Source organism: Microbacterium algeriense, assembly GCF_008868005.1.
Lineage (GTDB): Bacteria > Actinomycetota > Actinomycetes > Actinomycetales > Microbacteriaceae > Microbacterium > Microbacterium algeriense.
In genome coordinates this window covers 886313-909487 of sequence record NZ_WAAO01000002.1, presented here as the reverse complement: position 1 = coordinate 909487, position 23175 = coordinate 886313, and the positions used below count along the sequence as shown (strand labels likewise).

The 23175-nt window shown below is 69.6% G+C and carries 20 protein-coding genes; 12 read left to right on the top strand and 8 right to left on the bottom strand.

The window, feature by feature from the left end; translation table 11 throughout:
* Positions 1-16: 16 nt before the first annotated feature.
* Both F6A08_RS11990 and F6A08_RS11985 read left to right on the top strand, forming a co-directional pair.
* On the top strand, positions 17-1261 hold the full coding sequence (locus tag F6A08_RS11990) for an RNA polymerase sigma factor (protein ID WP_151459535.1): 1245 nt from the start codon (positions 17-19) through the stop codon (positions 1259-1261).
* Entirely contained in the window at positions 1261-1953 is a 693-nt protein-coding gene (locus F6A08_RS11985; protein ID WP_192576757.1) for a coenzyme F420-0:L-glutamate ligase, read from the top strand. Before F6A08_RS11990 ends, F6A08_RS11985 begins: the two co-directional genes overlap by 1 nt.
* Before the next feature lie 264 nt (positions 1954-2217).
* Here F6A08_RS11985 and F6A08_RS11980 read toward each other — a convergent pair whose 3' ends face one another.
* Positions 2218-3234: a sugar-transfer associated ATP-grasp domain-containing protein gene (locus F6A08_RS11980; RefSeq protein WP_151459534.1), complete on the bottom strand. Its 1017-nt coding sequence runs from the start codon at positions 3232-3234 to the stop codon at positions 2218-2220.
* 80 nt (positions 3235-3314) lie between these two features.
* On the opposite strand from F6A08_RS11980, the gene F6A08_RS11975 reads away from it, so the two are divergent.
* Together F6A08_RS11975 and F6A08_RS11970 are read left to right on the top strand one after the other, a co-directional pair.
* Positions 3315-4019 (top strand): alanine racemase, encoded by a 705-nt coding sequence (locus tag F6A08_RS11975; protein WP_225855816.1) that lies wholly within the window; start codon positions 3315-3317, stop codon positions 4017-4019.
* Positions 4016-5056, top strand: a complete 1041-nt coding sequence (locus F6A08_RS11970) for an alanine racemase (RefSeq protein WP_017202210.1) — start codon at positions 4016-4018, stop codon at positions 5054-5056. The genes F6A08_RS11975 and F6A08_RS11970 overlap by 4 nt, the downstream gene beginning before the upstream one ends.
* A gap of 13 nt (positions 5057-5069) precedes the next feature.
* On the opposite strand, the gene F6A08_RS11965 is transcribed toward F6A08_RS11970, so the two are convergent.
* Positions 5070-5288, bottom strand: a complete 219-nt coding sequence (locus F6A08_RS11965; RefSeq protein ID WP_017202209.1) for a DUF7455 domain-containing protein — start codon at positions 5286-5288, stop codon at positions 5070-5072.
* A 181-nt stretch (positions 5289-5469) separates the two neighbouring features.
* Here F6A08_RS11965 and F6A08_RS11960 point away from each other — a divergent pair, with 181 nt between their 5' ends.
* The gene (locus F6A08_RS11960; RefSeq protein WP_017202208.1) at positions 5470-7596 is read left to right on the top strand and encodes a DNA gyrase/topoisomerase IV subunit B; all 2127 of its coding nucleotides are present in this window, start codon (positions 5470-5472) and stop codon (positions 7594-7596) included.
* Between the two features lie 72 nt (positions 7597-7668).
* Here F6A08_RS11960 and F6A08_RS11955 read toward each other — a convergent pair whose 3' ends face one another.
* On the bottom strand, positions 7669-10110 hold the full coding sequence (locus tag F6A08_RS11955; RefSeq protein WP_017202207.1) for a DNA gyrase/topoisomerase IV subunit A: 2442 nt from the start codon (positions 10108-10110) through the stop codon (positions 7669-7671).
* 44 nt (positions 10111-10154) lie between these two features.
* On the opposite strand from F6A08_RS11955, the gene F6A08_RS11950 reads away from it, so the two are divergent.
* Positions 10155-11276: an alkaline phosphatase family protein gene (locus F6A08_RS11950; RefSeq protein WP_026049729.1), complete on the top strand. Its 1122-nt coding sequence runs from the start codon at positions 10155-10157 to the stop codon at positions 11274-11276.
* Between the two features lie 30 nt (positions 11277-11306).
* Here the strand turns inward: F6A08_RS11950 and sepH are convergent, their stop codons facing one another.
* Positions 11307-12356: a septation protein SepH gene (sepH, locus tag F6A08_RS11945; protein WP_017202205.1), complete on the bottom strand. Its 1050-nt coding sequence runs from the start codon at positions 12354-12356 to the stop codon at positions 11307-11309.
* Between the two features lie 198 nt (positions 12357-12554).
* Here sepH and F6A08_RS11940 point away from each other — a divergent pair, with 198 nt between their 5' ends.
* Complete coding sequence (locus F6A08_RS11940; protein WP_026049728.1) at positions 12555-12848, top strand: DUF4193 domain-containing protein; 294 nt, start codon at positions 12555-12557, stop codon at positions 12846-12848.
* Between the two features lie 79 nt (positions 12849-12927).
* Here F6A08_RS11940 and F6A08_RS11935 read toward each other — a convergent pair whose 3' ends face one another.
* On the bottom strand, positions 12928-13392 hold the full coding sequence (locus tag F6A08_RS11935) for a DUF3093 domain-containing protein (RefSeq protein WP_017202203.1): 465 nt from the start codon (positions 13390-13392) through the stop codon (positions 12928-12930).
* Between the two features lie 12 nt (positions 13393-13404).
* Between F6A08_RS11935 and dut the strand changes: the two genes are divergently transcribed.
* The 5 genes from dut (at position 13405) to dxs (ending at position 20274) form a co-directional block, all read left to right on the top strand.
* Positions 13405-13878 carry a dUTP diphosphatase gene (gene dut, locus F6A08_RS11930; RefSeq protein ID WP_026049727.1) on the top strand — a complete coding sequence of 158 codons (474 nt, stop codon included), beginning with the start codon at positions 13405-13407 and terminating at the stop codon, positions 13876-13878.
* The gene (locus F6A08_RS11925) at positions 13871-14458 is read left to right on the top strand and encodes a DUF3710 domain-containing protein (RefSeq protein ID WP_124895596.1); all 588 of its coding nucleotides are present in this window, start codon (positions 13871-13873) and stop codon (positions 14456-14458) included. The genes dut and F6A08_RS11925 overlap by 8 nt, the downstream gene beginning before the upstream one ends.
* Complete coding sequence (locus F6A08_RS11920; RefSeq protein WP_017202201.1) at positions 14455-15189, top strand: DUF3159 domain-containing protein; 735 nt, start codon at positions 14455-14457, stop codon at positions 15187-15189. Before F6A08_RS11925 ends, F6A08_RS11920 begins: the two co-directional genes overlap by 4 nt.
* 153 nt (positions 15190-15342) lie before the next feature.
* Positions 15343-18177: an aconitate hydratase gene (locus F6A08_RS11915; RefSeq protein WP_017202200.1), complete on the top strand. Its 2835-nt coding sequence runs from the start codon at positions 15343-15345 to the stop codon at positions 18175-18177.
* A gap of 156 nt (positions 18178-18333) precedes the next feature.
* Entirely contained in the window at positions 18334-20274 is a 1941-nt protein-coding gene (dxs, locus tag F6A08_RS11910) for a 1-deoxy-D-xylulose-5-phosphate synthase (RefSeq protein WP_151459533.1), read from the top strand.
* Between the two features lie 31 nt (positions 20275-20305).
* On the opposite strand, the gene F6A08_RS11905 is transcribed toward dxs, so the two are convergent.
* From F6A08_RS11905 to F6A08_RS11895, 3 genes are all read right to left on the bottom strand, one after another.
* Positions 20306-21001 carry an SPFH domain-containing protein gene (locus tag F6A08_RS11905; RefSeq protein WP_017202198.1) on the bottom strand — a complete coding sequence of 232 codons (696 nt, stop codon included), beginning with the start codon at positions 20999-21001 and terminating at the stop codon, positions 20306-20308.
* Between the two features lie 136 nt (positions 21002-21137).
* Positions 21138-22589, bottom strand: coding sequence for a glycerol-3-phosphate dehydrogenase/oxidase (locus F6A08_RS11900; protein WP_017202197.1), 1452 nt, complete (start codon positions 22587-22589; stop codon positions 21138-21140).
* On the bottom strand, positions 22586-23164 hold the full coding sequence (locus F6A08_RS11895) for a TetR/AcrR family transcriptional regulator (RefSeq protein WP_017202196.1): 579 nt from the start codon (positions 23162-23164) through the stop codon (positions 22586-22588). Before F6A08_RS11895 ends, F6A08_RS11900 begins: the two co-directional genes overlap by 4 nt.
* Positions 23165-23175: the final 11 nt, after the last annotated feature.

Genomic DNA, 23175 nt, shown 5'->3' with positions numbered 1-23175 from the left:
CCGTGAAAGGCGAAACGTGACTCCTGCCACGACGAAGAACACCCGGACGAAGAAGGCTGCCGAAGAGACGACCGCCGACGCTTCGGCCGAGGCTGAGGCGACCGAGAAGCCCGCGCCGCTGAGTGCGGCCAAGCGCGCCGCTGCCAAGCGCGCCCCCGTGAAGAAGAAGAAGTCCGAGGACGTCGTCGAAGAGGACGAGGCTCCCGCCGCAGGCGCTGCGGAGGAGAGCGAGGACGAGGACGAGGACGCGAAGCCTGCCTTCACCGAGCCGCTTCCGACCGGCGCCATCGTCATCTCGTCGAACGACGACGAGGACGTCCCGGTCTACTCGACGCAGATCACCGGAGCCACGGCCGACCCGGTCAAGGACTACCTGAAGCAGATCGGAAAGGTCGCGCTGCTGAACGCGGCCGAAGAGGTCGAACTCGCGATGCGCATCGAGGCGGGTCTGTTCGCCGAGGAGAAGCTCTCCGCGATGTCGCCCGCCGAGAAGACGAGCCAGCTCGGACTCGACCTGCAGTGGGTCGCCCGTGACGGTCAGCGTGCGAAGAGCCACCTGCTCGGCGCGAACCTCCGTCTGGTGGTCTCGCTCGCCAAGCGCTACACCGGGCGCGGCATGCAGTTCCTGGATCTGATCCAGGAGGGCAACCTCGGCCTCATCCGCGCCGTCGAGAAGTTCGACTACACCAAGGGCTTCAAGTTCTCGACCTACGCCACCTGGTGGATCCGTCAGGCGATCACCCGCGCGATGGCCGACCAGGCCCGCACGATCCGCATCCCGGTGCACATGGTCGAGGTCATCAACAAGCTCGCCCGCGTGCAGCGGCAGATGCTGCAGGACCTCGGTCGCGAACCCACTCCGGAAGAGCTCAGCCGTGAGCTCGACATGACCCCGGAGAAGGTGGTCGAGGTGCAGAAGTACGGCCGTGAGCCGATCTCCCTGCACACCCCGCTCGGTGAAGACGGAGACAGCGAGTTCGGTGACCTCATCGAGGACACCGAGGCTGTCGTCCCCGCCGACGCGGTGGGCTTCACGATGCTGCAGCGTCAGCTCGAGCAGCTCCTCGACTCGCTCTCCGAGCGCGAGGCCGGCGTGATCCGCATGCGCTTCGGCCTGGGCGACGGTCAGCCGAAGACGCTCGACCAGATCGGCGACACGTTCGGCGTGACGCGTGAGCGCATCCGTCAGATCGAGTCCAAGACGATGGCCAAGCTGCGCCACCCGAGCCGCTCGCAGTCGCTGCGGGACTACCTCGAGTGATGCAGGCGAACGAGGGCAAGGCGCTCGAGACCAGCGTCGACGGCAAGAGCTACGCACGCATCCCGCTGCGCACGCGCGTCGTGATGCCGGATGACGACCTCGACGCCGTCATCACGGAGTACGCGAAGGGCGCCGTGCAGCCCGGGGACCTGCTGTTCGTGACCGAGAAGATCGTGGCGATCACGCAGGGACGGTCGTACCGTCTCGACGAGATCAAGCCGCGGAAGCTCGCGCTGTTCCTCTCCAAGTACGTCACCCGCACGCCGTACGGCATCGGATTGGGCATGCCGGAGACGATGGAGATGGCGCTCCGGGAGTGCGGCACGCCGCGCATCCTGTTCGCCTCCGCTGTCGCCGCCGTCACCAAGGCGTTCGGTCGCCGCGGCGACTTCTACCGCATCGCGGGGGACAAGGCGCGCGCGATCGACGGACCGACCAAGCACACGATCCCGCCGTACAACGAGGCGGTCGTGCTCGGACCCAAGGATCCGGATGGCGTCGCCGCGCATCTGAAGACGCTGATCGGCGGACACGCCGAGGTGGCCGTCGTCGACATCAACGACCTCGGAGGGAACATCCTCGGGTCCACTCTGGACAAGGCGGGGGAGCAGCGCCTGGTGAAGATCCTCGGAGACAACCCGCTCGGCCAGGGCCTCGAGTCCACGCCGCTGGGCATCGTCCGCGAGCTCTGAGTCCACGACCCGTTCTTCCACGGCCGAACCGGCCCCTTGCGCGCGAAAGCAGGGGGCCGGTTCGTCTGTCCTGGCGCCGGCCGCTTCGACAGGCTCAGCGACCCACCGGGGCTCCCTGATCCGCCGAGGGTCCCTGAGCTCGTCGTGCCCTGGGTCCCTGAGCTCGTCGCGCCCCGGGGCCCTGATCCGCCCTGGGTCCCTGAGCTCGTCGTGCCCTGGGTCCCCGAGCTCGTCGTGCCTGGGGTCCCTGAGCTCGTCGAAGGGTCAGAAGCCGATGACCTCGCGGTAACGCGGCTTGTGTCCGGTGCGGATGCCGGTGACGCTGGGCTTGTTCTCGTACACACCCGCGCCCCAGTTGCCCTCGACGAGCACCGGGCCGTCGGGCGACACCACGATGTCCCAGCCGACGTACTGCACCTGCGGAACGACCCGGGCGACCTCGTCGATGAACGCGCGCACCTCGTCCATGTACGGAAGCTGGAAGTCGGCGATGCGGAACCCCGAGTCGGGGTGCGTCTCGTGCACGTGGCCGTGCGAGTCGTATCCGGCGCCGACGGCGTGGCCGTTCTCGTCGAGCATCGTGTAGAACCCGCCGAACGTCATCTGGTCGCTCACCGCGCCGCGGCCGAACTTCTGCGCCATCGCCAGGATGTGCGCCTTCTCGCCGTCGAAGAACGCCGTGATGCGGGTGGTGTTCACGGTGCCGGGGCAGACCGCCGCGAGCGCGTCGTGCTGTCGGATGACCTCCTCGATCAGCAGTTCACCGCGCTGGAGGAGTCCGCGGTGGAACTCGTCCCAGTTTTCGATGTCGGCCGCGTGGTAGCGGTGCACTCCGGTGCCCGCCTGGCCGACGGGCTCTTTGGTGACGATCGTGCCGAGACGCTGGGTGAACTCCCGCAGGGCCTCGGCGTTCCCCTCCTCGACGACCATCCACTCGCGTCGCAGGAACCGGGAGAACTGCTTGTCGAACTCGACCTTGTCCTGGAAGATCCAGCGGTAGTCCGGGTGGTCGTACCGCTGCGAGAGCTGGTTGGACACCGGGTGGGTCATGTACGTCTCGCGCTCCGCCTTGTTCAGCATGGCGAAGTCGTAGTCGATGTAGTCCTGGAAGCCGACGTTGTGCCGTGCGGCGGACCAGAGCATGTCGACGACGATGGCAGGCACCGGCTTGTGGTGCTGCTCCGAGGCCTCCTTGGCGCGCTCCACCACCGATCCGACGTCGATGCGGCGAGCACGTCCCAGCAGATAGCGGATGCGGGGCGCGAGGGAAAGACGAGACATGAGGCTCCAGGGTCGGGGTCACCACCAGTCTACGGGGGCTCGGACGGCCGACCTGGGAGGCGGAAGCTAGGCTGGAGCACGTGTGTGAGACGACTTCCAGCGCCCTGCCACGGGCCATCATCTCCCGCTCGGCGCTTGCTGCGGGGGCCGCGGCAGCCGTTCTCGCCGGCGGACGCATGGCCGATCTCCGCCGGGATGCGTGGGGTCACGGACTCCTCGCCGTCGCGCAGGCTGTGACGGCTGCGGGCGCGGAGCGGGTGCGCGTCGACGCGCCGGGCGAGGTCGATGCCCTCCGGCTCGAGGGCATCGCCGCCGTCACCACCGGTGAGCCCGACATCGCCGCCGACCTGCTGTACGGTCTCCCGGATGCCCGTGGCGCGCTCGCGACGCGCCCCGTCATGCGGCTGAGCGGTCAGGTGCTCTCGACCAAGCGCCTGCGCCCGGGTGACGCCGTCTCGTACGGCTACACCTACCGGGCCGCCACCGACACCACGGTGGCGCTCGTCACCGGCGGCTACGCGCAAGGCATCGTCCGGGCGCTCGGCAACAACGCCGACGTCGAGGTGGGTGGTGTCGCCCGACGCATCGTCGGGCGCGTCGCCATGGATGTGTGCGTCGTGGAACTCGACGGGGCCGAGGTCGAGACGGGCGCCGAGGTGACGTTCTTCGGCGGGCAGGGTCCGGTCGCCGCCGGCATCGTCGCGTGGGCCGAGGTCACGGGCATGGATGCAGCGGAGCTCGTCACGGTCGTCGGCGCACACGCGGTGCGGGGGTGGGAGGCATGAGCCGTCCGGAGCTGCGGCTGAGCAGCGGCGTCTTCCGCGCCAACATCGAGGCGGTGCGGACGCGGCTGGGACCGTCGGCCCTCATGCTCGTGCTCAAGGACGACGCCTACGGGCACGGGCTCTCCTGGGCGGTGGAGACCGCTCAGCACGCAGGCGTGGAGTGGTTCGGCAGCTACGACATCGCGAGCGGCGTCGCCATCCGACGGCTCGCCGGGGGAGCAGCCAGGATCTTCGCCTGGGTCACCTCGCCGGACGCCGAGATCGACGACGCCCTGCTGCAGGAGATCGACCTCGGAGTGGGGACGGTCGACTACCTCCGGCGGGTCATCGCCCGGGCGGAAGCACTCGGAACGCCGGCGCGCGTGCACCTGAAGATCGACACCGGCCTGCACCGCAACGGCATCCTCCCCGAGGACTGGGAGGCAGCCGTCGCCGAGGCCCGGCGAGCCGAGCGCGCCGGGTCGATCGAACTCGTCGGTGTGTGGAGCCACATCGCCGAGGCGAGCGATGCCGAGGACGATGAGGCTCAGGAGGTGTTCGTCGATGCCGTGCGCGCCGTCGCGGCGACGGGAGCCACTCCCGCCTTCCTCCACCTCACCGCCTCAGCGGCCTCCTGGTGGCGCCCCGAGCTGCGGGGGACGCTCTCGCGTATCGGCGCTTTCTGCTACGGAATCCGCTCCGCCGAAGGCCCGGAGCTCGAGGGGATCCGTCCGGCCGCCAGCCTGGTCGCGCCCGTCACGGACGTCTCGGACGACGGCGTGACGATCGGCATCGGCAGCTTCGACGGGTTGCCCTCGACGCTCGTCGGATCGGTCGTCGGCACACCGGTCGGTGGCCGCATCCTGGAAGCGATCGGACACACGTCGTGTCTCGTTCAGGGCTGGGAAGGGGCTCAGGTCGGGGACGAGGTGGCTCTGTTCGGAACCGGCGATCGGGGCGAGACATCGGCGACCACCCTCGCCGAGCGCATCGACACCGTCGGCGAGGAGATCCTCACCCGGCTGACGCCGCGCGTGCGGAGGGTCGTCGTCGACTGACCGGAGAGGCCGGTCAGACCGTCTCGACGAGTCGAGCGGTCTCGTCGTGCCAGCTGGTGGCGATGGCGCGGAGCTTCTCTTCGTACTTGCGGCCGTGGTGGGCGCAGAACAGAAGCTCGGATCCGTTGACCTCAGCGGCGATGTAGGCCTGAGCGCCGCACGAATCACAGCGATCCATGGCGGTCAGGCGGAACTCGACAGTGGAGGTCTCACGTTCGGTCGTTGCGTTCATCTCGGTGCCTCCTCGGGTGTCGGCTTCGCTGGGTGATCTGCTCAATACAACCACGCCCCACCTGTGGGCATGCCCGGTTGACGGCGTGTTTCGCTCAGCGCGTACGGCGCGGCCCGTCGTGTGGCGTGGGCGGGGAGTGTCTGCGGGGTGGGCGGGGTGCGCGAGATTAGACTCGGAGATTGTGAATGCCGAGTACTCCGCCCATCATCTCCAGGTGCTTGAAGGCCTCGAGGCCGTCCGCAAGCGCCCAGGCATGTACATCGGCTCGAACGGTTCGCCCGGGCTCATGCACTGCCTCTGGGAGATCATCGACAACTCGGTGGACGAGGCTGTCGCCGGCAACGGGACGCGGATCGACATCATCCTGCACGCGGACGGCAGCGTCGAGGTGCACGACCGTGGTCGCGGCATCCCGGTCGACGTGGAGCCGCGCACCGGCCTCACCGGCGTCGAGGTCGTCTACACGAAGCTCCACGCCGGTGGAAAGTTCGGCGGTGGCTCCTACGCAGCCTCCGGTGGTCTGCACGGTGTCGGCGCCTCGGTCGTGAACGCGCTGTCCGAGCGTCTCGACGTCGAGGTGGATCGCGGCGGCAAGACCTACGCGATGTCGTTCCACCGCGGTGAGCCGGGCATCTTCCAGGACTCCGGGGAGAAGCGCCCCGATGCGCCGTTCACTCCTTTCGAGGAGAACAGCGAGCTCCGGGTGATCGGGAAGGCGCCGCGCGGGGTCACCGGAACGCGCGTCCGCTACTGGGCGGACCGGCAGATCTTCACCAAGGACGCCGCATTCCAGCTGGGCGACCTCGAGACCCGAGCGCGCCAGACGGCGTTCCTCGTGCCTGGACTCGAGATCGTCGTGCGCGACGAGCGGACGGATCGCACGGCCGACGTCGCCGGCGATGCGGAGGACACGACCGGGCAGACCGGCGTCATCGAGACCTCGTACCTCTACGAAGGCGGGATCTCGGAGTTCGTGGACTACCTGGCGATCGACCCTCCGGTCACCGACACCTGGCGCATCCAGGGCGAAGGCACCTTCAAGGAGACCGTTCCGGTGCTGCAGGCGGACGGCCACATGGTCGCCACCGAGGTGGAGCGCGTGTGCGCCGTGGACATCGCCCTGCGGTGGGGGACCGGCTACGACACGAAGGTCCGCTCGTTCGTGAACATCATCGCGACGCCCAAGGGAGGAACGCACCAGCAGGGCTTCGAGCAGGAGCTCCTCAAGGTCCTTCGCGCCCAGGTGGAGCAGAACGCGCGTCGACTCAAGGTCGGCAACGACAAGCTCGAGAAGGACGACGTGCTCGCCGGGCTCACGGCGGTCCTGACGGTGAACGTGCCGGAGCCGCAGTTCGAGGGCCAGACGAAAGAGGTGCTCGGCACCCCGGCCGTGCGGCAGATCGTCGCACAGGTGATCCGCAAGGACCTGGCACAGCGTTTCAGCTCGACCAAGCGCGACGACAAGAACCAGGCATCGCAGCTCCTCGACAAGATCGTCTCGGAGATGAAGGCCCGCGTCTCGGCGCGGGCGCACAAGGAGACGCAGCGGCGCAAGAACGCCCTCGAGTCGTCGACGCTGCCGACCAAGCTCGTCGACTGCCGCACGAACGACGTGGAGCGCAGCGAGCTGTTCATCGTCGAGGGCGATTCGGCGCTCGGCACGGCCAAGAACGCGCGCAACAGCGAGTTCCAGGCGCTGCTGCCGATCCGGGGCAAGATCCTCAACGTGCAGAAGGCGTCGGTCGGCGACATGCTCTCCAACGCGGAGTGCGCCTCGATCATCCAGGTGATCGGCGCCGGGTCGGGGCGGACCTTCGACATCGAGGCGGCCCGCTACGGCAAGATCATCCTGATGAGCGATGCCGACGTCGACGGTGCGCACATCCGCACGCTCCTGCTGACGCTGTTCTTCCGGTACATGCGACCGCTGATCGAGCACGGCCGGGTCTTCGCCGCCGTCCCGCCGCTGCACCGGATCATCGTGATCAACCCGGGTTCGAAGCCGAACGAGACGATCTACACCTACAGCGAGCAGGAGATGCACGCCCTGCTCGCGAAGCTCCGCAAGGCCGGCAAGCGCTGGCACGAGCCGATCCAGCGCTACAAGGGACTCGGCGAGATGGATGCCGAGCAGCTGGCCAACACCACCATGGATCGTTCAGGGCGTCTGCTCCGACGGGTGCGCATGGAGGATGCCGAGGCGGCTGGTCGCGTGTTCGAACTGCTCATGGGCAACGAGGTGGCCCCCCGCCGCGAGTTCATCGTCGACTCCTCCGACCGGTTGTCACGCGAGTCCATCGACGCCTGACGCATCACCGCGCGGAGAAGGGGAGGGACCCGGGCGACCGGTTCCCTCCCCTTCTCCGTCTGCGGCGGGCGATCAGACGATGGTGCGGCCGATGCTGCCGATCACGCCGTCGATCGGCTGCCCGGAGGCGTCGCGGCGGGCTCCCGACTCGGGGAGCTTGCGCACCGCGCCGGTCGGGTCGACGGCCTGCGGCGGATTCGGGCCGACCCACGCGACCGTGAGACGATCCTCGCCCTTCAGGAACGCGTGGGCGCGGACACCGCCTGTGGCTCGTCCCTTGCCCGGGTACTCGATGAAGGACGACACCTTCGCGCGCCCGGGGTCGGTGCCGGGGAGGATGCTCTCCGCGCCGGAGACCGTCGCGACGACGGCGTCCGATGCCGGGTCGACGGCACCGAAGAAGAGAACGGACGCGTCGGACCCGAGCTTCATGCCGGCCATCCCTCCGGCGGGCGCACCCTGCGGGCGCACGGCAGATGCCGGGAAGTGCAGCAGCTGCGCATCGGTGGTGACGAACACGAGCTCGACATCGTCCGGAGCCTCCGCCGCGCCGACGACCGCGTCCCCGGCCTTCAGGCCGATGACCTCGAGGTCGGGCCGCACGGGCAGAGTCGACGGGACGATGCGTTTGACGGTCCCCTGCGCGGTTCCCATCGCGACCGGGACGTCGCTGTCGAACCGCACGAAGCCGAGGATCCGCTCGCCCTTGGTCGTGATGCCCAGGTAGTCGCGCAGCGGTGTGCCCGCGGCGAGCTGGACGGACGTGGCCGGCACGGACGGAAGGTCGACGGGGGAGAACCGCACCACGCGCCCGAGGTTGGTCAGCGCACCGATCTCGGCGCGGACGGTGGTCTCGACCGTCGCCAGGATCGCGTCGTGCTTGCTGCGGCGCGCCGGAACGGCCAGCTCCTGACCTTCCGCGAGATCCACACGGACCGCACGCCCTGTCGTCGACAGGGCGAGGACGGTCGGGGCGTCGGCGATCTGCAGGTCCGCGGCGCCCTTGGTCGCCCGCGGCTTCGGCGGCGCCGCGTTCATCAGCAGCGTGCGTCGCGGGGTGCCGTAGGCGTCGGCAGCCGCGTCGAGCTCTCTGGCGACGGCGGCACGCAGCAGCACCGGGCTGCCGAGGAGCTCGCGGAGGGAGGCGATCTCCGCCAGGAGCGCATCGCGTTCGCTCTCCAGCTCGATCCGGGAGAACTTGGTGAGCCGGCGCAGGCGCAGCTCCAGGATGTACTCCGCCTGGAGCTCGCTGAGGTCGAACACCGAGCGCAGCCTCGTGCGCGCCTGCTCCGAGTCGTCGGAGGACCGGATGACCTGGATGACCTCGTCGATGTCGAGGATCGCGATGAGCAGACCCTCGACGAGGTGCAGGCGCTCCTCCCGACGGGCGAGGCGATAGCGGCTGCGTCTCGTGATGACCTCGAGGCGGTGCCCCACGTAGACGCTCAGCAGCTCCTTGAGGCCGAGCGTGCGCGGCTGGCCGTCGACCAGTGCGACGTTGTTGATGCTGAAGGAGTCCTCCAGCGGGGTCAGCCGGTACAGCTGCTCGAGCACGGCGTTCGGGTCGAAGCCCGTCTTGACTCCGATGGCGACGCGCAGCCCGTGGTTGCGGTCGGTGAGATCGGTGACATCGCTGATGCCCTGCAGCTTCTTCGACTGCACGGCGTCGCGGATCTTCTCGATCAGGCGCTCGGGGCCCACCATGTAGGGAAGCTCCGACACGATGATGCCCGTGCGCCTCGGGCCGAGCGGCTCGATCGAGGTCTTGCCGCGGACCTTGAGCGCCCCGCGACCCGTCGTGTAGGCATCCTTGACGCCGTCGAGGCCCATCAGGATGCCGCCGGAGGGGAAGTCCGGTCCGGGGACGAACTCCATCAGGTCCTCGGTGGTCGCATCCGGGTTCTCGAGCAGGTGCGTGGCCGCCGCGACGACTTCGATGAGGTTGTGCGGCGCCATGTTGGTCGCCATGCCGACCGCGATGCCGCTCGCGCCGTTGACCAGCAGGTTCGGGAAGGCGGCGGGAAGCACGGCCGGCTGCTGGAACTGGCCGTCGTAGTTGGGGATGAAGTCGACGACGTCCTCATCGAGGTTCTCGGTGAGGGCGAGGGCGGCGGCAGCGAGGCGCGCCTCGGTGTACCGCGCGGCCGCGGGACCATCGTCGAGGGAGCCGAAGTTGCCGTGGCCGTCGACCAGGGGGACGCGCAGCGCCCACTCCTGGGCGAGTCGGACGAGCGCATCGTAGATCGCCGAGTCGCCGTGCGGGTGCAGCTTTCCCATCACCTCGCCGACGACGCGCGCGCTCTTGACGTGACCGCGGTCGGGCCGGAGGCCCATCTCGGACATCTGGTAGAGGATGCGGCGCTGGACCGGCTTCAGGCCATCGCGTGCGTCCGGGAGGGCTCGCGAGTAGATCACGGAGTAGGCGTACTCGAGGAACGAACCCTGCATCTCCGTGGAGAGGTCGATGTCCTGGATGCGCTCCTCGACGGGCTCGGGCGGCGGGGTTTTCGGCATGGACTTCCTGAGGGCGTACGGGAGCCTGTGTCAGACTGGCTCGGATGTCCCTCATGCTACCGTCCGAGCCGCCCAGCACCCGGAGCGTCGTCGGGGTGGCGGACGACCTGCTCGCCGCGCTCCGCGGCGAATCCGTGCTGCTGCCGAGGGCCGAGTCGGCGGTGCTCGTCGTGATCGACGGCCTCGGTGCGATCAGCCTCCGCGGTCACGCCGGACACGCCCGCGCGCTGACGGCGGGTATGGCGAAGAAGGATGTCGCCCAGTCGGTGTTCCCCTCCACGACCGCGGCCGCGCTCACGAGCATCGTGACCGGCGTCTGGCCGGGGGAGCACGGGCTCGTCGGCTACCGCGTGCTCGACCGATCGCGCGACCTGCTGGTGAACCAGCTCAGCGGGTGGGAGAGCGACGGCATCGACCCGCTCACATGGCAGGCCGCGCCGACCGTCTTCGAGCGTGCGGAGCGCGCTGGACATGAGAGCTTCGCCGTCGGCTTCGCCGGATACGCGCACAGCGGTTTCACGAAGGCGACGCTCCGCGGGGCGGAGTTCGTCCCGGCGACGACCGCGGCGGCGCGCATCGAAGCCGCCTACGATCTCGCGCGTGCCCACCCCGGCTCGCTCGTCTACTGCTATCTGCCCGAGGTCGACAAGGCCGGTCACAAGCACGGCGTCGCCTCCGCGGAGTGGGTTGCAGCCCTGGAGGATGTCGACGCCGCCCTGTCGGCGCGCGTGCCACCCGGTGTGGGGGTGCTCGTCACATCCGATCACGGCATGGTCGATGTGCCGGGGAGCCGTCAGGCCGTGCTCGACGAGGAGCATCTCGACGGCATCCGTCACATCGGCGGCGAGCCGCGGATGCTGCACGCCTATCTCGAACCGGATGCGGATGCTGCAGCGGTCGTGGCGCGTTGGCGCTCGGATCTGGACGGCATCGCGGATGTCGTGACGCGGGACGAGGCCGTGCGCGCCGGGCTGTTCGGCCCGACGGTCACGGCGGCGGCGGAGTCGCGGATCGGTGACGTGCTGGCCGTCGCCCGCGGCGCATGGGCCGTGTACGACGGCACCGCGGCGGATCAGCGCGGACGCGGCATGGTCGGTCAGCACGGAGCTATGACGCCCGAGGAGCGACAGGTCCCGCTCGTCCGGCTCGGATCCTTCGCGCGCTGAGCCTGGTCTGAGAGGTCAGCGCCGCGCGACTCACTCGTCGGTGCGTGCGCCGAAGACGATCTCGTCCCACGACGGCATGGCGTTGCGACGACGCTTGCGCCCGCCCGACTCCCCGGATTCGGCGGCGGTGGGCTGCTGCGGGGCCGGCTGAGGGGGCTCCGGCTCCTCCGGCTGCTCGAGCGCGTCGAACAGCGCGATGGGGCTCTGCTCGGCGCGCTCCTCGTCGTCCATCTCGTCGAGGATCGGTGCCGTCTCCCGCTGCCCGCGGCGGCGGCGGAGAGCTTCGAGGAGGTCGGCCGTCTCGGGGCTGGTCGTCTGGGCCGCGGGCGCGCGCTTGATCGCGGCATCCTGCGCTGCCACATCCGAGCGCGTCGGCAGCGAGGGGTCCTCGTGCTCCGCATCGGGCGTGGGCAGCAGGCGAGGGCCGAAGGCTCCGGAGTCGAATCGGCTGTCGTCCTTGTACGGAGAAGCGACCCGCTCGGCCTCGACCGCGCGCAGGCGGGGGATCAGGCCCTCGGGGAGGGAGCCCTGTCGCGACAGCTGCGTGGCGTCGGCGTTGAGCGGGGAGAGCGCGCTGCGCCGGGGGTCGAAGCTCCAGCGCGCATCGTGCTCGACGTCGTTGGCGGTGAACTCGAGCTTGATCGTCCAGGTCGAGTCCTCCTTCCAGCTCGCCCACCGCTCGGAGGTCGCGGCGACCTCGGCGAGCTTGGCGCGGACGGCGTCGCCGAAGGTGGGCTGCGCGTCGGGCTCGACCTCGTTGCCGATCAGCACGGGCACCGCGAGCGCCTGGCCGATCACGTGCTCGCGCTCGGCCAGAACCGGTCCCTCGAAGCGGGCGACGTCCTCGACGCTGATGCCCAGCAGTTCGGCGACCTCGGCGGCGGTGAGTCCGGCGCGGATCTGCGCCTGGATGTCACGCGGGCTCGCGGCGAGCTTCTGCGCAGACGGCTCTGCCTGTCGGGTCGCGCGGCGGATCTCGCGGTGAAGCATGTCGTCGATGGGCAGCGCGAACCGCTCGCCCGACTCTGTCGCGAGTACGAGGACTCCTGCTTCTGTGCCGACGATGGTGACGTTTTCCATGCGAATGCCCCTCTGATGGGTGTGCGTTCATGGTGTCACGCGCGCGGCGCCCCGACCGGGAATAGCTTGGGCGTGCCGTGAGTTTGGTCTGTCGCACGGACGAGCATTTGCGTTATGTTCCCCGGTCGTGCAAACTATGGCCGCCGAATACCCGACGGCGCACCACCCACTCGCACCATGAAAGTGGAGATCTACCGCATGGCAACCGATTACGACGCCCCCCGAAAGAGCGAAGACGACTCCGAGTCGATCGAAGCCCTGAAGGAGCGTGTGCCGGACAAGCTCTCCGGCTCAAGCGGGGACGAAGACTCCGACAACCCGTCGAGCTTCGACCTCCCGGGTGCCGACCTTTCCGATCTCGAGCTCGACGTCGTCGTGCTGCCCCCGCAGCAGGACGAGTTCACCTGCATGAGCTGCTTCCTCGTGAAGCACCGTTCGCAGCTCGACCACGAGGGCGCATCCGGGCCCATCTGCAAGGAGTGCGCTGCGTAAGCAGTCCTCCGAGCGACGTCTCACGCGCCCCCGACCTCCGCGGTCCGGGGCGCGCTGTCGTCTGCGGGGCGGGGCGCGTTCAGCCCTGTGCGGCGCGGATGGCCGCGGCCAGGCGATCCGGGGTGCGGCTGGAGATCGTCCAGGTGTCGACCGGGTCGTCCTGATCGATGTCCGGCACCACGACCACGCCGTCGATGCCGCCGCGGATGAGGTGCCACCCCCGAGCGGGAAGAGCAGGGCCGCGCGCCTGCCTGGCCTCCTCGCCGGTGAGCGCCACCGGTTCTCCGAGGAACCGGACGTCGATGTGCGCGCGGCCGGCGCGCAGCACGGTGCCCTCGACCGAGACCACCGGCGTCGCCGCGATGAACCCCAGCACGAGCAGTGCCGACACCGCCGCCCCGAGCACGAGGGCGACCGTCGAGCCGATCGGCACGAAGACGAGCGAGACCATGGGCCCGGCGACGGCGACGGTGACCAGCAGCCAGAGGCTGGGGGCGAGTCGTTCGCGGTAGCGGGGACGTGCGTCTGTGGCGGGGTTCTGCATTAGCCTCATGGGGTGACCGATTCCGTTGATGTCCCCATTATCGCCGCAGTGGTGCCCGGGTACGCGCATCCGGGTGACGCCGGCGCCGATCTGGTCGCCGCGGAGGCGGTGCACCTCGAGCCGGGGGAGCGGGCGCTCGTCGCGACCGGCGTGCGGATCGCACTCCCCGACGGATATGCGGCCTTCGTCGTCCCGCGCAGCGGGCTCGCCGCCAAGCACGGCATCTCGATCGTGAACTCGCCGGGCACCGTCGACGCGGGCTACCGCGGCGAGATCAAGGTGAGCCTGATCAACACCGACAACAACAGCGCGTACGATGTGGCGGTCGGCGATCGCATCGCGCAGCTGATCATCATGCCGGTGACGCGTGCGACGTTCATCCCGGTCGACGAGCTGCCGGAGAGCGTCCGCGGTGCCGGCGGATTCGGCTCCACCGGATACCAGGCAGGGAACATCCCGAACGAAGCAGGGCAGGCCAATGACTGACAACAACGAGACGCCGTCGAAGTCCGCGCCGGCGAACCGGGCCGTCGAAGGGCCCTTCGACGACTCCGAGGCGAACCCCGTCCGCCCGTACATCGACCTCGGCGGGATCAAGATCCTCCCGCGCGAGGGGCTGAACCTGCGCCTGGAGGTCGAGGAGCAGTCCAAGCGCATCGTCGCAGTCGGACTCGACTACGCCGACTCCTCGCTGCAGGTGCAGCCCTTCGCCGCCCCGCGCACGGGTGGGCTCTGGGACGAGACCCGCGTCCAGCTGCGCGACCAGGTCAAGGCGCAGGGCGGCCGTGTGGAGGAACGCGAAGGCCCCCTCGGCAAGGAGCTCCTCGCCGAGGTCCCCGCGACCGCCGCCGAGGGCTCGGGGCTGCGGCTCGCGCGTTTCATCGGCATCGACGGGCCGCGCTGGTTCCTGCGCGGCGTGATCGGCGGCGCCGGTGCGTCCGACCCCGAGGCCGCCGCGAAGGTCGAAGACCTGTTCCGCTCGATCGTGGTCGTCCGCGGCGGCGCCCCGATGCCGCCGCGCGATCTCATCCCCCTCAAGATGCCGGCGACGCCGGGCTCCGCGTGAGCACCCCCGAGTCCGACGCCGAGCGGGAGAGGCGCGCCTCCGACATCCTCGGCGAGGCGCTCGGCACCGCAGCCCGCCGGGCCGGCCTCGACCCGGCGGAGAGCGCGAGCACCCACAAGGTCGTGTGGTCCGCGATGGGCGGCTGGCGCGGCATCCTCGAATCCGTGCTGCCGAGCCTCGCGTTCGTCGTCCTGTTCACGATCGCGCCGAAGCCGCTCATCCTCTCCCTGGGTGTCTCGGTCGGCCTGGCCGCCGTCTTCACGATCATCCGACTCCTGCAGAAATCCCCGCCGTCCGCCGCTCTCGGCGGGCTCATCGCCGCTGTGGCCGCGGCCGCCCTGGCGCTGTGGACCGGTCGCGGGGCCGACAACTTCGTCCCCGGCCTCATCACCAACGCCGCGTACGGGACGGTCATCCTCGTCTCCGCCCTGATCGGCTGGTCGCTCATCGGCCTTGCCGTCGGCTTCCTGATGGGGGAGGGCACGACCTGGCGTCAGGATCGACGCAAGCGCCGCGCGTACTTCTGGCTCGGGATCGCCTGGGCCGCGCTGTTCTTCGCTCGTCTCGCTGTGCAGCTGCCGCTGTACCTGTCCGGCGACGTGACGGCGCTCGGAACGCTCAAGCTCATCATGGGCCTGCCGCTGTTCGCGCCCCTGATCGCCGTCACGTGGCTCGTCGTACGGGCACTCCACCCCCGCGTGCCGGAGGACGAGAAGCGCGCGGAGGCGTGATAGATTTATCTTGACATCAAGATAAATCGCAGGCTTTCGCCCGCGGGCTGTGCGGAGCAGACTGGTTAGGTGCGCCTTGCTAGCCGCAGGAGCTCGCTGGCGAGCAAGATGGAGGCGCCTGTCGCTCCCATCCGAATAGAAGGAGACGGATTCGTGTCCACGGTGAACAGCTTCGGTGCCAAGAGCACCCTGACAGTCGGCAGCACCGACTACGAGATCTTCCGCATCGACACGGTGCCCGGTTTCGAGAAGCTCCCCTTCAGTCTCAAGGTCCTCCTGGAGAACCTGCTCCGCACCGAGGACGGCGCGAACGTGACGAAGGCGCAGATCGAGGCGCTCGGGTCCTGGGATGCCGCGGCAGAGCCCAACACCGAGATCCAGTTCACGCCGGCGCGCGTGGTCATGCAGGACTTCACGGGTGTCCCGTGCATCGTCGACCTCGCCACCATGCGCGAGGCCGTGACGGCGCTCGGTGGCGATGCCAACAAGATCAACCCGCTCTCGCCCGCCGAGATGGTGATCGACCACTCCGTGATCGCCGATCTGTTCGGCTCCGAGAACGCTCTCGAGCGCAACGTCGAGATCGAGTACGAGCGCAACGGCGAGCGCTACCAGTTCCTGCGCTGGGGTCAGACCGCGTTCCAGGACTTCAAGGTCGTGCCGCCCGGAACCGGCATCGTCCACCAGGTCAACATCGAGCACCTGGCGAAGGTGATCTACGACCGCACCAACGGCGGCGTCCTCCAGGCGTACCCCGACACCTGCGTCGGCACCGACTCGCACACCACGATGGTCAACGGCCTCGGCGTGCTGGGCTGGGGCGTCGGCGGCATCGAGGCCGAGGCGGCCATGCTCGGCCAGCCCGTCTCCATGCTGATCCCGCGCGTGGTCGGCTTCAAGCTGTCGGGCGACATCCCCGCCGGCGTCACCGCGACCGACGTCGTGCTCACCATCACCGACATGCTGCGCAAGCACGGCGTCGTCGGCAAGTTCGTCGAGTTCTACGGTGAGGGCGTCGCCTCCGTGCCGCTCGCGAACCGCGCCACGATCGGCAACATGTCGCCGGAGTTCGGCTCCACCGCCGCGATCTTCCCGATCGACGACGTCACCCTCGAGTACCTGCGCCTCACCGGCCGCAGCGAAGAGGCCGTCGCGCTCGTCGAGGCGTACGCCAAGGAGCAGAAGCTCTGGCACGACGCGTCGCACGAGCCCGTGTTCAGCGAGTACCTCGAGCTCGACCTCGGCACGGTCGTGCCGTCGATCGCCGGCCCGAAGCGTCCGCAGGACCGCATCCTCCTCTCCGAGGCCAAGACGCAGTTCGAGCAGGACATCCTGAACTACGCCACCCCCTCGACGAGCGAGGACATCGTCGACCTCGAGTCGAAGCACTCCTTCCCGGCGTCCGATCCCGGTCAGGTCCCCGGCGAGGAGGAGCCGACCACGCGTCCCGTCCACATCAGCAGCGGCGCGCCGAGCAACGTCTCCAACCCGGTTCCGGTCACGACTCCCGAGGGTGAGAAGTACACCCTCGACAACGGTGCGGTCACCCTCGCCGCGATCACCTCGTGCACCAACACGTCGAACCCGTCGGTGATGATCGCCGCCGGTCTCGTGGCTCGGAAGGCGCTCCAGAAGGGCCTGAAGCAGAAGCCGTGGGTGAAGACCACGCTCGGCCCCGGCTCGAAGGTCGTCACCGACTACTACGAGAAGTCCGGCCTCGACAAGGACCTCGAGGGCCTCGGTTTCTACACGGTCGGCTACGGCTGCACCATCTGCATCGGAAACTCCGGTCCGCTGATCGAAGAGGTCTCCGAGGCGATCAACTCGCACGACCTCGCCGTGACGGCCGTCCTCTCGGGCAACCGCAACTTCGAGGGCCGCATCAGCCCCGACGTGAAGATGAACTACCTGGCGAGCCCGCCGCTGGTCATCGCCTACGCGCTGGCCGGGTCGATGCACTTCGACTTCGAGACCGACGCCCTGGGCAAGGACGCGGACGGGAACGACGTCTTCCTCAAGGACATCTGGCCGTCGCCGGAAGAGGTGCAGGAGATCGTCGACTCGTCGATCTCGCGCGACCAGTTCATCAAGCAGTACGCCACCGTCTTCGACGGCGACGAGCGCTGGCGCAACCTGCCCACGCCGGATGACGACACGTTCCAGTGGGACGAGAACTCGACCTACGTCCGCAAGGCGCCGTACTTCGACGGCATGACCATGGAGCTCACTCCGGTCAAGGACATCGAGGGCGCGCGCGTGATGGCGACGCTCGGCGACTCGGTCACCACCGACCACATCTCGCCGGCCGGAAACATCAAGCCCGGCACGCCCGCGGCCCAGTACCTCACCGAGCACGGCGTCGACCGCAAGGACTTCAACTCCTTCGGCTCGCGCCGTGGCAACCACGAGGTCATGATCCGCGGCACGTTCGCGAACATCCGCCTGAAGAACCTCATGGTCTCGGCCGTCAACGACGGCCAGGTCGTCGAGGGCGGCTACACCCGCGACTTCACGCAGCCGGGCGGCCCGCAGTCGTACATCTACGACGCGTGCATGAACTACGCCGAGCAGGGCACCCCGCTCGTCGTCTTCGGCGGCAAGGAGTACGGCTCCGGCTCGTCGCGCGACTGGGCGGCCAAGGGCACGAGCCTCCTGGGCGTCAAGGCCGTGATCACGGAGAGCTTCGAGCGCATCCACCGCTCGAACCTCATCGGCATGGGCGTCGTCCCCCTGCAGTTCCCCGCCGGGGAGAGCTGGGAGTCGCTGGGCCTCGACGGCACCGAGATCGTCTCGATCACGGGGCTCGAGGAGCTCAACAACGGCGTCACCCCGAAGACCGTCAAGGTCACCGCCACCCCGAGCGAGCACTCGCCCGAGGGCAAGCAGCCGATCGAGTTCGACGCGGTCGTCCGCATCGACACCCCCGGTGAGGCGGACTACTACCGCAACGGCGGCATCCTGCAGTACGTGCTGCGCTCGCTGGTCTGAGCGCGCAGACGGAGGGGCCCGGGTCTTCGGACACGGGCCCCTCCGTCGTGTCAAGGGGGTGTCCGCTCACCGGGGTCTCCGAGGGTCGCGGGGTAGGATCGTGAGGTGCCCGCACCGTCGTCGGGCGCTTCCGGCGGAGCCTGTGAGGAGGCGCAGATGCCCATTCTTCCGAGCATCTCAGGACCCCGAGATCTGGACGGGCTGTCGACCGAGCAGCTCGAGGAGCTCGCCACGGAGATCCGTGCGTTCCTCGTCGAGAACGTGTCGCGCACCGGGGGCCACCTCGGACCGAATCTGGGCGTCGTCGAGCTGACGATCGCGCTGCACCGCGTGTTCTCCTCGCCGGAGGACCCCTTCATCTTCGACACCGGGCACCAGTCCTACGTGCACAAGCTGCTCACCGGCCGTCAGGACTTCTCCGGACTGCGGGTGCGCGGCGGTCTGGCCGGCTACCCCCAGCGCGCGGAGAGCCCGCACGACGTCGTGGAGTCCTCGCATGCGTCGAGCTCTCTCAGCTGGGCGGACGGCGTCTCACGCGCCCTCACCGCGACCGGACGCGCGGACCGCCACGTGGTCGCCGTCGTGGGCGATGGCGCACTCACCGGCGGCATGACCTGGGAGGCGCTGAACAACATCTCCGACGACAACGATCGCAACCTCGTGATCGTCGTCAACGACAACGGCCGCTCCTACGCCCCGACGATCGGCGGCATGTCGCGGTACCTCAACCGCGTCAGGACGGCAGCCGCCTACAAGGACCTGCACAACAGGTCCGACCGTCTCTTCCGTGCCTTCGGTCCCGTCGGGCGGGCCGTGTTCCGAGGTGTCCGCGGGGGCACGCACGGCTTCCTGTCGCGTTTCACGAACAACGAGGCGCTGTACTCCAACCTCGACATCAAGTACCTCGGCCCCGTCGACGGACACGACCTCCCCGCGCTGCTGGAGACCCTCGAGCTGGCGAAGTCGTACGGTGCGCCGGTCATCGTGCACGCCATCACGGAGAAGGGGCGGGGTTACCAGCCCGCGCGCGACGACGACGCCGATCAGTTCCACGCGGTCGGACGCATCGACCCGACGACGGGGGAGACGCTGTCTTCGGGGGGACGCGGCTGGACGGACGTGTTCTCCGAGGCGCTGGTCTCGGTGGGCGAGCAGCGGGAGGACGTGATCGCCATGACCGCGGCGATGCTCCGCCCCACGGGGCTCGCACCGTTCGCCGAGCGCTTCCCCGACCGGGTGTACGACGTCGGCATCGCCGAGCAGCACGCCGTGGCCTCCGCGGCCGGACTCGCGTTCGGCGGGCTCCACCCCGTCGTGGCCCTGTACGCCACGTTCATGGGCCGCGCCTTCGACCAGGTGCTGATGGACGTCGCGCTGCACCGCGCCGGTGTGACCTTCGTCCTGGACCGCGCCGGCGTCACCGGACCGGATGGACCCAGCCACCACGGGATGTGGGATCTGGCGATGCTGCAGATCGTGCCGCACATCCGCATCGCCGCTCCGCGTGACGGTGCCCGGTTGACCGAGGCGCTCGACGAGGCCGTCGCGGTATCGGATGCGCCGACCGTGATCCGGTTCCCGAAGGGCGAGGTCGCCGCGGATCTCCCGGCCATCGAGCGTCTGGAGGACGGCGTGGACGTGCTCGCCCGCGGCGAGTCCGAGGACGTGCTCATCGTCGCGATCGGCCCGTTCGCCGAGCTGGCGCTGGACGTCGCCGACCGCCTGCGGGCGCAGGGGATCGGGGCGACCGTCATCGACCCGCGCTGGGCGATCCCGGTGCAGCCGTCGATCGTCGAACTCGCCCGCCACCACCGTCTCGTCATCACCCTCGAGGACGGCATCCGCGTCGGCGGCATCGGCACGCGCGTGCGTCAGGTGCTCCGTGAGGCGGGGATCGACACCGCGGTGGACGAGCTGGGTCTGCCGGACGAGTTCATCGACCACGCCTCGCGCGACCAGATCCTGGCCGACGCCGGGCTCACGGCCCCCAAGATCGCCCAGGACATCGTGTCGCAGGTGCTCGGCACCCGCATCCCCAAGGCGCGCGACGCCGGGGAGACGGGCACGATCGACCTTCCCCTGCACGAGCGCCGCTGAGCGGTTCCCGGGGTCCACGGCCCCCGGGCGTTCAGTTCAGCGCGTGCAGGGCCGCGACGGCCTGCGCCCCGCGATCGGTGTCGCGCAGCGCCGTGGAGAGCAGGTAGCCGTCGGTGAGCGCGTCGCCCGTGACCATGACGCGGACGAGCTCCACGCCGCAGGCGCGCCGCACCTCGTCCGCGCTGGCGGCGATCACGCGCGTGTTGATCTCGTCGTTGTGCGGCAGTTGGGGGCCGTCGAGACCACGGACCACGTCGCGCAGCGCTGCACCGACGATGTTGGAGGCCCGCTCGGTCACGTTCACCACGTCGAGCTCGAACACCCTCAGGTCTCGCCCCGTGGGTATCGGACGCCACTCGAAAGAGGCATGGACGCGGTGCTGGTGCCCGGTCGCTCCGGCCAGCTCACGCACAGGGAGATCGGTGGCACGGCAGCGCACGTCGATGAGGCGGTACCAGAAGAACAGCGGGAAGGCCCCGTGCGATCCGGGGTCGAGCACGACCACCTCGCCGACGGCCCCGCCGCGGTTGCTCGGGCGGCGCTGCGGACGGTTGCGGATGATGGGTTTGCCGTTGCGGGTGCGGATCGCGGCCCATCCTTCGTCGACCGTGACGACGAAGAGCTTCAGGAGGGCCGGCAGCACCAGGAGCATGGTGAGGATCGCCGTGCCGGTCTTCAGCAGCCCCGACATCCCCTTGCCGCCCAGCATGGTGAAGAGCATGTCCATGTCACCACTGTGCCGGGTCGGCACCGGTCCTGACGTCGCGCGGGAGCCCGGAGCAGCGGAGTTCATCCGCTGTTCGCTCCGTGTTCGCCGCTGTGCCGCGCCCCGGATACGGACGGCCGCGGATCCGCGGGGCGGGTCAGCCGAGGCCGGCGAGGGTGCGGGCGACGAGTGCTTCGACGACCGGGAGGCATCGCTCGCGGTCCGTGTCCACGAGTCCGATGCGCGTGCGCCGATCGAGCACGTCGTCCGCGGTCATCGCCCCTTCGCTGCGTACCGCGAACTCGACCTCGGCCGCGTTCAGCCCTGTCGCCTCGTCGAGCGGAGCAGCGTCCGCAGGCACGGCACGGTCGACCAGCCGCAGCGAGGCGGTCCGGCTCGGAGCGGCGCGGAGTCGTCGCGTCTGCGCCACCAGGTCGACCGCGTCCTCCGCCATCCGCCGGTAGGTGGTGAGCTTGCCCCCGAGAACCGTGACGAACCCTGTCTCGGAGACGGCGACCAGGTGTCGCCGCGAGATGTCCGCTGTGGCCGCGGTGTCGTTGTCGACGAGCGGTCGCAGCCCCGCGAACGCTCCTCGCACCCGGTCGCGCCCGATCGGCTCTCGCAGCACCCGGTTGAGCGTGCGCAGCAGGAAGTCGATCTCGGCCTCGGTGGGCTGGGCGATGCGGGGGACCGGTCCGGGGGCGTTCTCGTCGGTGAGGCCCACGAGCACGCGCCCGTGGGCCTGGGGCAGCACGAAGACGTACCGGCTGATCGATCCCTCGTGCGGGATCGTCAGCGCGGTCGTCGGCTGTCCGAGATCGGCCGCGTCGAGCACGAGGTGGGTGCCACGGCTCGGGCGCACCCGGATGGACCCGTCGAGGGCGCCGGCCCAGACGCCGGTCGCGTTGACGACGGCGCGGGCCCTGACCTCGAACCTCTCGCCGCTCATCGTGTCCTGCACCGTGGCGCCGTCTCCGCGGAGGGTGATCGCGCGGACGCGGGTGAGGATACGGGCGCCGCGAGCGGCCGCGGTGCGAGCCACCGTGGCGACCAGCCGGGCATCGTCGACCAGCTGTCCGTCGTAGGAGAGCATCCCGCCCCTCAGGCCTGGCGGGTCGAGCGCCGGGGCGAGCCGCATCGCCGTCCTGGTGGAGACGAGGTGCGGGCGGGGGAGCACGGTCCGTGGCGTCCGTGCCTTCACCCGCAGCAAGTCGCCCAGGGCCATCCCGACCGCTCCGGCTCCGCGCTGGCGCATCGTGACGTCCGCGCTGAAGGGCAGCAGCTGTCCGAGGGGGCGGATCAGGTGCGGTGCGATCGCCGTCATCAGGAGATGGCGTTCCGCCGCGCTCTCCCTCGCGGTGGCGACGTCGCCGGTGGCGAGGTAACGGAGACCGCCGTGGACGAGCTTGGAACTGAATCGGCTGGTTCCGAACGCGAGGTCCTCCGCTTCGATCAGCGTCACGCGCAGTCCTCGTGACGCCGCATCGAGGGCGACCCCCGCCCCGGTGATCCCGCCGCCGACCACGAGCACGTCGGCGGTCTCCTCGGACGCGAGCACCAGGTCGGTCCGACGTCGGGCGGCGTTGAGGGCGGAGGAGTGGGCGGTCATGGTCGGAGCAGGCCGTCGAGAGCGGCCCGAAGCTCCCGCTCCCACGCGGTCTCGGGAATGAGGTCGGACACGGTTCCGTGCGAGAGGACGGCGGACTGCGCGATCAGCAGGAGCATCACGGCGATCTCGTCCGGCACGCCCTTCCGTACGGATCCGTCGTCCTGGGCCGCACCGATCGCTGCGGCGAGCCAGGTCAGGATGAGCCGCTGGCTCGATCCGACGCGCTCCAGCGTGTAACGGGTGAAGGCTTCGGGTTCGTCGGCGAGCAGATGCGCGTAGAGCGGATCCTCGCGGAAGAGCGAGATGAACCGCAGGACGTCGTCGACCAGTTCGGACCGACTCCCCGGCGACGCGGGGAACGTGGCGAGGATGCGGGCGACGCGGCGCAGCAGTGAGGCGCGGACGACATCGTCGGCGTCGCTCCAGCTGCGATAGATCGTCGGCCGGCTGAGCTCGGCTCGGCGGGCGAGCTCGGCGATCGTCACACCGCGGACGCCTCGCCGGGCGATCAGCGCATCCGCGGCATCGAGGATCCGCTCCTGCGTGGCATCCCATTGTGGTTGACGTTCTTCCATGATGTGTCACA

Bases quoted from the DNA above. Each gene is read 5' to 3' on its own strand.
- F6A08_RS11985 (WP_192576757.1), top strand. From the start codon at position 1,261: ATGCAGGCGAACGAGGGCAAGGCGCTCGAGACCAGCGTCGACGGCAAG.
- F6A08_RS11980 (WP_151459534.1), bottom strand. From the start codon at position 3,234: ATGTCTCGTCTTTCCCTCGCGCCCCGCATCCGCTATCTGCTGGGACGT.
- F6A08_RS11970 (WP_017202210.1), top strand. From the start codon at position 4,016: ATGAGCCGTCCGGAGCTGCGGCTGAGCAGCGGCGTCTTCCGCGCCAAC.
- F6A08_RS11965 (WP_017202209.1), bottom strand. From the start codon at position 5,288: ATGAACGCAACGACCGAACGTGAGACCTCCACTGTCGAGTTCCGCCTG.
- F6A08_RS11955 (WP_017202207.1), bottom strand. From the start codon at position 10,110: ATGCCGAAAACCCCGCCGCCCGAGCCCGTCGAGGAGCGCATCCAGGAC.
- F6A08_RS11950 (WP_026049729.1), top strand. From the start codon at position 10,155: ATGTCCCTCATGCTACCGTCCGAGCCGCCCAGCACCCGGAGCGTCGTC.
- sepH (WP_017202205.1), bottom strand. From the start codon at position 12,356: ATGGAAAACGTCACCATCGTCGGCACAGAAGCAGGAGTCCTCGTACTC.
- F6A08_RS11940 (WP_026049728.1), top strand. From the start codon at position 12,555: ATGGCAACCGATTACGACGCCCCCCGAAAGAGCGAAGACGACTCCGAG.
- F6A08_RS11935 (WP_017202203.1), bottom strand. From the start codon at position 13,392: ATGCAGAACCCCGCCACAGACGCACGTCCCCGCTACCGCGAACGACTC.
- F6A08_RS11925 (WP_124895596.1), top strand. From the start codon at position 13,871: ATGACTGACAACAACGAGACGCCGTCGAAGTCCGCGCCGGCGAACCGG.
- dxs (WP_151459533.1), top strand. From the start codon at position 18,334: ATGCCCATTCTTCCGAGCATCTCAGGACCCCGAGATCTGGACGGGCTG.
- F6A08_RS11905 (WP_017202198.1), bottom strand. From the start codon at position 21,001: ATGGACATGCTCTTCACCATGCTGGGCGGCAAGGGGATGTCGGGGCTG.
- F6A08_RS11900 (WP_017202197.1), bottom strand. From the start codon at position 22,589: ATGACCGCCCACTCCTCCGCCCTCAACGCCGCCCGACGTCGGACCGAC.
- F6A08_RS11895 (WP_017202196.1), bottom strand. From the start codon at position 23,164: ATGGAAGAACGTCAACCACAATGGGATGCCACGCAGGAGCGGATCCTC.